Source organism: Pseudomonas lurida, assembly GCF_013522705.1.
GTDB classification, from domain to species: Bacteria; Pseudomonadota; Gammaproteobacteria; order Pseudomonadales; family Pseudomonadaceae; genus Aquipseudomonas; species Aquipseudomonas quebecensis.
The window spans coordinates 72,446-80,775 of sequence record NZ_JAAMRE010000033.1 but is presented as its reverse complement, the minus strand read 5'-3'; the positions used below and the strand labels follow the sequence as shown (position 1 = coordinate 80,775).

The 8,330-nt window shown below is 59.8% G+C and carries 6 protein-coding genes and 1 pseudogene; all 7 read left to right on the top strand.

What is annotated here, in order from left to right:
- Nucleotides 1–1,334: RHS repeat domain-containing protein (locus G7025_RS23120; protein ID WP_181081344.1), on the top strand; the 1,334-nt coding region annotated here is incomplete at its 5' end.
- A complete protein-coding gene (locus G7025_RS23115) occupies nucleotides 1,331–1,663 on the top strand; it encodes a hypothetical protein (RefSeq protein WP_181081343.1) in 333 nt (110 codons plus the stop codon). The genes G7025_RS23120 and G7025_RS23115, both read left to right, overlap by 4 nt.
- Before the next feature lie 410 nt (nucleotides 1,664–2,073).
- Nucleotides 2,074–3,074: pseudogene (locus G7025_RS23110) on the top strand (Fic family protein).
- Between the two features lie 74 nt (nucleotides 3,075–3,148).
- Nucleotides 3,149–3,391 (top strand): exodeoxyribonuclease VII small subunit, encoded by a 243-nt coding sequence (locus G7025_RS23105; RefSeq protein ID WP_003194556.1) that lies wholly within the window; start codon nucleotides 3,149–3,151, stop codon nucleotides 3,389–3,391.
- Entirely contained in the window at nucleotides 3,388–4,275 is an 888-nt protein-coding gene (gene ispA / locus G7025_RS23100) for a (2E,6E)-farnesyl diphosphate synthase (RefSeq protein ID WP_181081342.1), read from the top strand. Before G7025_RS23105 ends, ispA begins: the two co-directional genes overlap by 4 nt.
- Before the next feature lie 110 nt (nucleotides 4,276–4,385).
- A complete protein-coding gene (gene dxs, locus G7025_RS23095; protein WP_181081341.1) occupies nucleotides 4,386–6,284 on the top strand; it encodes a 1-deoxy-D-xylulose-5-phosphate synthase in 1,899 nt (632 codons plus the stop codon).
- Between the two features lie 139 nt (nucleotides 6,285–6,423).
- A complete protein-coding gene (locus G7025_RS23090) occupies nucleotides 6,424–8,313 on the top strand; it encodes a TonB-dependent receptor domain-containing protein (protein ID WP_181081340.1) in 1,890 nt (629 codons plus the stop codon).
- Nucleotides 8,314–8,330: the final 17 nt, after the last annotated feature.

Here is an 8,330-nt window from a genome sequence, read left to right as displayed (position 1 = left end):
CCCACGCTGTCACCCACCAGACCCACCCGCTCTACCAGCGCCAATACGACTACGACCAAGCCGGCAACCTCACCCGCCTGCTCGACACCCGCAAAGGCGAACACCACTACCGCTACGACCCGCTCCAACGCCTGACCCGCGCCGACCATTCCCACGACGTACAGGAGCGTTTCGCCCACAACCCGGCCGGCAACCTGCTGATGCAAAACCGCCCCGGCCCCGACATCGTCGCCGGCAACCGCCTGATGATCCAGGGCGACCGCCACTACACCTACGACGCCTTCGGCAACCTGATCCAGGAACGGCGTGGCAAGGCCCATCAACTCGTCACCGAATACCGCTACGACTTTCAGCATCGGCTGATCGGCATTAGCCAACCCAACGGCCAAACCGCCAGCTACCGGTACGACCCGTTTGGGCGACGCATCAGTAAGACAGTCGATGGCATAACGACAGAGTTTTTCTGGCAAGGCGACAAGCTGATTGCCGAACACCAGGCCGACCGCCATCGCAGTTACCTCTACGAACCCGACAGCTTTCGGCCGTTGGCACTTTTAGAAGGCTTCGGTCCCAAAAAGACAAAACCCTACCACTACCAACTCGACCACCTCGGCACACCCCAGGAACTCACCACCCCCGAGGGCGATATCGTCTGGTCCGCCCACTACCGCGCCTACGGCGAAATCGCCCGCCTCGACGTAGGCAAACTCGACAACCCGCTGCGCTTCCAGGGCCAATACTTCGACAAAGAAAGCGGCCTGCACTACAACCGCCATCGCTACTACAATCCGGATATTGGTCGTTACCTCACACCGGACCCCGTGAAGTTGGCGGGGGGAATCAACTCCTACCAGTACGCTCCAAACCCTACAGGATGGGTAGATCCGTTAGGCTTAAACACCTGCCCCGGGGGAGACGGTTGTAAGCCAGAGGTAACTGCTAATGAACCGGCCAAAACTGTAAAAGCTGATGAAGGAGATGCTGTACTACCAAAAACAGGAGGAGCTGAGCGATCAGCTAAATACTCAGCGAATTGGAAAACAGCTAACCTGAATGAAAACATTGTCAAATTTGCCGGCACCGATCCAACTGTAACCACAACAGACAAAGGCAAAAAAATATACAAGAACCCTCTCAATGGAGTTGAAGTTGTAGAGGACATCAATGGAAACTACTTTAGAATCTACGACCCATCATTGCCGGGATCGAGACGATACTTAAGCCTTGAAGGCGTCGTGCCCAACAACAAGACATCTCCCTCAGGAAAGCAAATGGGCAGAACACAAAGTGAATACAATGAAGCAACCCATTTCAATAAGGAACTAAAACAATGAAGATGATTTGTGTCCCACTTACGCTAGAGGCTATGAGGTTATTGGACATAAATGATTGCCCGGACTCTCTGCTTGAAATCATTCACCTCACCGATGAAGATTATAAAAAACTACTGATCTCTGGCGCAGTGGAAACTATAAATAACACCTTGGGAAAGATAATTGACGACTACGAAGACGAGACTATCAACACCAATGAGGACCTCATCAAGGCGCTAGCGATATTTAAAGACCACCTGACGCCTGAAAACTCATCAGTAATGAAAAAATTGATCCACCTGAACACAATCGCAATCAAGAGCCACACAGGGCTATTTTTCTTCTTTTAGCTTAATACAGGTACTTGGTAAATGGTCATTTACAACCATTTCTGCATAGCGCAACTAAAATATTGAGTTTGATAAGCTAATCACTCGCTACTCCAGCTTTTTTCGAAGTGAGATCAACTGACAATTTTTCTTTATCCAACATATATCTGAGCAGAACGTCACCTACGGGCTTGGTATAGAGACACACTTATTCGACTTTGACGTCGGGACGCATCATGGATGACTGCTCCTGAAAAATCGGAGAGTCCAGCATCCGTCATTAGATTTCGGCCTAGAAGGTGGACGTTATGGCGTGCTTACGAACACACCCACCACCAGCCTAGACCCTGAGCCAAATCCGCAGCACAATCGGCTCACCAAATGAGCCGAATAACCTCTTTATTCGGCTCACGCACCCCAGGCATTCCACCATGGCTCATCCGCACTGGATCTGGCAACACGCCGACTGGCCTCACTTCCACTGGCAACCCGGTCGCCTCGCGGCGTTGCTGCGCGAGTGCGGACAAGCCCAGGGCAAGTTGCTGGGCATGCTCGGCTCCGTCAGCCAGCCGGTCAGCGCACAGAATGAACTGGATGCGCTGCTGCAAAATATCCTGACGTCCTCGGCGATTGAGGGTGAACAGTTGAATGTCGGCTCGGTGCGCTCGTCCCTGGCAAGGCGGATGGGCCTGGAAGCGATGGAAGACGGTCAGGTAAGCCGCCGCAGCGAAGCCCTCGCCGAGTTGATGATGGATGCCACTCAACAATTCACCCAGCCGTTTACCCTCGCCCGCCCATTGAACTGGCATCACTTATTGTTCCCGGCCCCGGAAGCGGGCTATGCCGCTCGAGCGCTCAATATTGGATCCTTGAGGGGAGATGAGCCAATGCAAGTCGTGTCGCGCACTTCTGGTTTGTCACACTGCACCCCTTCGATGACGGCAATGGTCGCCTGACACGCGCTATCACCGATTTGGCACTGGCCCAGGGTGAACACCAGGCCATCCGTTTCTATGCTATGTCAGCCAGCATCCTCGAAGACCGCACCGGCTACTACAGCGCGCTGGAATCCAGCCAGAAGGACTCCCTGGATATCACTGCCTGGCTGGAGTGGTTCCTTAAAACCCTGTTACGCAGCGTGCAGCAGGCCATGGCGCGGATTGACCGGGTGCTGGAACAGAGTCGGTTCTGGCAGCAGCACCGCGACGTCCCTTTGTCGGCTGAACAGATCAAGGTCCTCAATCGACTGCTCGACGGTGGTGAGAAGGGCTTCGAACACGGCATCGGCGCGGCGCAGTACCAGGCGGTCGCAAAGGTCTCCAAGGCGACAGCGACGCGACACCTGGCGGACCTGCTGGAAAAAAACTGCCTGGTCCGCCTCCCAGGAGGCGGCCGCAGCACGCGTTATCAGGTCAATACAGCAGGCGAGTGACACCCCGCTCATTTGCCCAGAATCCCCATGTCTGCTAGTGTCGCGCCGGTTTACCGTCTACCGGAATAGCCGCCATGGCCCGCAAAAAAGTTGCACTCGATTTCGAACAATCCCTCGCCGACCTGCAAGCCCTGGTCGAGCGTCTGGAGAACGGCGAGTTGTCGCTGGAGGACTCGCTGACGGCGTTTGAGCAAGGCATCGGCCTGACCCGTGACTGCCAGAGCGCGTTGGCGCAGGCGGAGCAGAAGGTGCAGGTGTTGCTGGAGCGTGACGGGGAGTTGGCCGAAGAACCTTTCGACGCGGAACAGCCGGAATGATCGACGCGTATCAGGCCAGTAGCCAAGCCCGGGTGAATGCGGCGCTGGAGCCCTTGTTTGTTGCGCCAAGCCCGGAAATGAATCGCCTCTATGAAGCCATGCGCTACAGCGTGATGAATGGCGGCAAGCGCGTGCGCCCGTTGCTGGCATATGCGGCCTGCGAGGCGCTGGGCGCGCCGGCCGAACAGGCTAATGGCGCGGCGTGCGCGGTGGAGTTGATCCACGCGTACTCACTGGTACACGACGATTTGCCGGCAATGGACGACGACGATCTGCGTCGCGGCCAGCCCACCACCCATAAAGCCTTCGATGAAGCCTACGCGATCCTCGCCGGCGATGGTCTGCAGAGCCTGGCGTTCAGCGCATTGCTGGACCCGCGCTTGAGCAGCGTCAACGCCGAGATCCGCCTGCGCATGGTCACCACTCTGGCGCAGGCTGCGGGCCCGGCCGGTATGGTCGGCGGGCAGGCAATCGACATGGGCTCGGTCAGCCTCAAGCTGGACCAGCAAGCCCTTGAACACATGCATCGCCACAAGACCGGCGCGCTGATCGAAGCCGCCGTGCAGTTGGGCGCGCTGGCCAGTAGTCAGGCGCAGCCTGCGCAATTGGCGGCGTTACAGACCTATTCCCAGGCGATTGGCCTGGCGTTCCAGGTGCAGGACGACATTCTCGACGTAGAAAGTGACACCGCCACGCTGGGCAAACGCCAGGGCGCCGATATCGCACGGGACAAGCCGACCTATCCTGCGCTGCTCGGGCTCGAAGCCGCCAAGGCCTACGCCCTGGAACTGCGCGACCAGGCCCTGGCCGCCCTGCGACCTTTCGACGCGGCGGCCGAGCCATTGCGCGACCTGGCGCGGTATATCGTCGAACGTCGCCACTGATCGGCACGGCCATCATGGCCGCCTATCGGCCAAGTTCGGCGCTCTGCGTGGGCAGTTTGCGATGCTTGAGGTAAACTGCCGCCTCTTCTATACCTATAACGATTCGCCTGATGCCCACGACGTTCCAAGAGATTCCCCGCAAGCGCCCGTCCACGCCCCTGCTCGACCGTGCTGCCACGCCGGACGGCCTGCGTCGTCTGGGTGAAGCCGAGCTGGAAACCCTGGCCGATGAATTGCGCCTGGAATTGCTCTACACGGTCGGCCAGACCGGTGGGCATTTCGGTGCCGGCCTGGGCGTCATCGAGCTGACTATCGCCCTGCATTACGTGTTCGACACCCCGGACGACCGGCTGGTGTGGGACGTGGGCCATCAGGCGTACCCGCACAAGATCCTGACCGGTCGCCGCGAGCGCATGAGCACGCTGCGCCAGAAGGACGGTGTTGCCGCTTTCCCACGTCGCTCCGAGAGCGAGTACGACACCTTTGGCGTCGGCCACTCCAGCACGTCCATCAGTGCAGCACTGGGCATGGCGATTGCCGCCCGCCTGCAAAACAGTGATCGCAAAGCGATTGCAGTGATCGGCGATGGTGCACTCACCGCCGGCATGGCGTTCGAAGCGCTGAACCACGCGCCGGAAGTGGACGCCAATATGCTGGTGATCCTCAACGACAACGACATGTCGATCTCGCGCAATGTCGGCGGCCTGTCCAACTACCTGGCCAAGATCCTGTCGAGCCGCACCTACGCCAGCATGCGAGAAGGCAGCAAAAAGGTACTCTCGCGTCTGCCCGGCGCGTGGGAAATTGCCCGACGCACCGAAGAATACGCCAAGGGCATGCTGGTGCCCGGCACCTTGTTCGAGGAGCTGGGCTGGAACTACATCGGCCCCATCGACGGCCACGACCTGCCGACGCTGATCGCCACGCTGCGCAATATGCGGGACCTCAAGGGCCCGCAGTTCCTGCATATCGTCACCAAGAAAGGCAAAGGCTTCGCCCCGGCGGAAGTCGACCCGATCGGTTATCACGCAATCACCAAGCTCGAACCGCTGGACGCTCCCGCCGCCGCGCCGAAAAAGCCCAGCGGGCCGAAGTATTCCGGGGTGTTCGGCGAGTGGCTGTGCGACATGGCCGCCGCCGACTCGCGCCTGGTGGGCATTACCCCGGCGATGAAGGAAGGCTCTGATCTGGTGGCGTTCAGCGAGCGGTTCCCGCTGCGCTACTTCGACGTGGCGATTGCCGAGCAACACGCGGTGACGTTCGCCGCCGGCATGGCCTGCGAAGGCGCCAAACCGGTGGTTGCGATCTACTCCACGTTCCTGCAACGCGGTTACGACCAACTGGTGCATGACGTCGCGGTGCAGAACCTCGACGTGCTGTTCGCCATCGATCGCGCGGGCCTGGTGGGAGAAGACGGCCCGACGCATGCCGGCAGTTTCGATTTGTCCTACCTGCGCTGCATCCCCGGCATGCTGGTGATGACCCCGAGCGACGAAAACGAATTGCGCAAGATGCTCAGCACCGGCCACCTGTACAACGGCCCGGCCGCGGTGCGTTACCCGCGCGGCAACGGCCCAAACGCAGTGATCGAAAAAGACCTTGAACCCATCGAGATCGGCAAGGGTATCGTGCGTCGCCAGGGCAACCGGGTTGCGTTCCTGGTATTCGGCGTGCAATTGGCCGAAGCCTTGAAAGTCGCCGAGAAGATCGACGCCACGGTGGTCGACATGCGCTTCGTCAAACCCCTGGACGAAGCCCTGGTGCGCGAGATCGCCGGCAGCCATGAGTTGCTGGTCACAGTTGAAGAAAACGCCATCATGGGTGGCGCCGGTGCAGCGGTCAGTGAGTACCTGGCGCGGGAAAATATCCTCAAGTCGGTGCTGCACCTGGGCTTGCCGGATGTGTACGTCGAACATGCCAAGCCGGCGCAGATGCTGGCTGAGTGCGGGCTGGACGAGGAAGGGATTGAAGCCTCTGTGCGCAACCGCATGGCACTGCTGGGTCTGTAAAAACCTGGAACAACATGTGGGAGGGGCTTGCCCCCGATAGCGGTGGATCAGTTACCGATACTGAGTCTGACCCCCTGCAATCGGAGGCAAGCCCTCTCCCACATTTGGTTTGTGCCCTCCTCCACGCCATGGACAGCTCATGAAACACCTGTACCTTGCCCTGCTGCTCCTGCCCTCCCCGCAATTGCTCGCCGACACCCGCGACGAGGCCCTTAAGCTCCCCGACGTGGTCATCAGCGCCAACCGCCAGGTGCAGGCGCGCAATGACAGCAGCGCCGCCAACACGGTGTTCACCCGCGACGATATCAACCGCCTGCAACCGACCAGCCTCACCGACCTGCTCAGCCGTGTGCCTGGCGTGCAAGTGGCGCCCACCGGCGGGCGCGGTAGCTTGCCGGGGATTTACCTGCGCGGCACCAAATCCGCCCAAAGCCTGGTGCTGGTGGACGGCCAGCGCATCGCCAATACCACCTCCGGCGACAGCGGCCTGCAATACCTCAATGTCGATCAAATCGAGCGCGTGGAAGTGCTGCGCGGTTCGCGCTCAGTCATGTATGGCAGCGATGCGATAGGCGGGGTGATCCAGGTCTTCACCCGACGCAACGCCGAGCAAGGCTTGCAGCCGCGTCTTAAGCTGGAGTTCGGCAACCGCCGGACCTGGCAGCGCAGCCTCGGTCTGGCAGGCGGGGACGAACACACGCGGTTCAACCTGGGAGCGAGCCTGGATGAAACCGCCGGCATCAACTCGACCCGTGCGTCTTTTCCCAGTGACGGCGACCACGATGCCTACCGCAACCAGTCGCTCAGCCTCAATCTCAGCCATTCGTTCAGCGATGCGCTGGAGGCTGGTTTCAACCTGCTCGATAACCGTGGCAAATCGGAGTACGACAACAGCTTCGGCCGCTACGACGTCGCCAGTGGTCAGACGCTGGGGCAAAAGCCTTACACCGATTACACCGTCAGCAGCGCCAGCGGCTACCTGGATGCCACGCTCAATGCGCATTGGCAGTCACGCCTGGAACTGGGCCACAGCGAAAACCGCGACACCAAGCGCGACACCCTCAGCGACGACTTCAGCGTGTTCAACACCTACCGCGACTCGATCAACTGGCAGAACGACCTGACCCTGAACGAACACAACAGCCTGATCCTCGGCGGCGATTGGTACGAGGATCGCTTCCATGGCTCCACCGCGTTCAGCGAAAACAGCCGCTGGAACCGCGCGGCCTTTGTGCAGCATCGCTTTCACAGTGAATGGTTCTCCACGGAACTAGGCCTGCGCCGCGACCAGAATCAGCAGTTCGGTGCGCAGAACAGTTGGAGTGGCACGCTGACTTTGCCCATCAACCCCGACAATGACGTGCTGCTGAGCTACAGCGAAGGTTTTCGCGCGCCGACCTTCAACGACCTGTATTACCCCGACACACACTACAGCAACCCCAGTCTGCAGCCCGAAACCTCCAAGAGCTACGAGTTGCAGTGGCGCAGCCAGCTCAGTGACAGCACACGCCTGGAAGCCTCGCTGTACCGCACGGACTTGAGCGACGCGATCATCCTCGACAGCACGGGCAAGCCGCAGAACGTGGCGTCGGCGCGCATCAACGGCATGGAAGCGGCGCTCAAGCAGGAACTGTTCGGCTGGCAGGGCAACCTGGGACTGTCGATCATCGATCCGCGTGATCGTAGCACCGGCTATACCTTGGCCCGTCGCGCACGGCGCACGTTGAGCCTGGACCTGGACCGGCAATTCGATCAACTTGGCGTGGGCGCCAGCTGGCAGGCTATCAGCAGCAGTTATGACGATGCCGACAACACTCAACGCTTGGGCGGCTATGCGTTGCTTGGGCTGCGTGGCAGCTGGGCGATCAATCGGCAAGTGGCGCTGTCGCTGAAGGTCGATAACCTGTTGGACCGGTCTTACGTGCGGGCGCGCTACAGCTATGACGATCCGGCGTTCATGAATAACCAGGATTATCGCGAGGAAGGCCGGACATGGCTGTTCGGCGTGACCTGGACCCCGGAGACCTGACGCGCCTGCGCAACGGT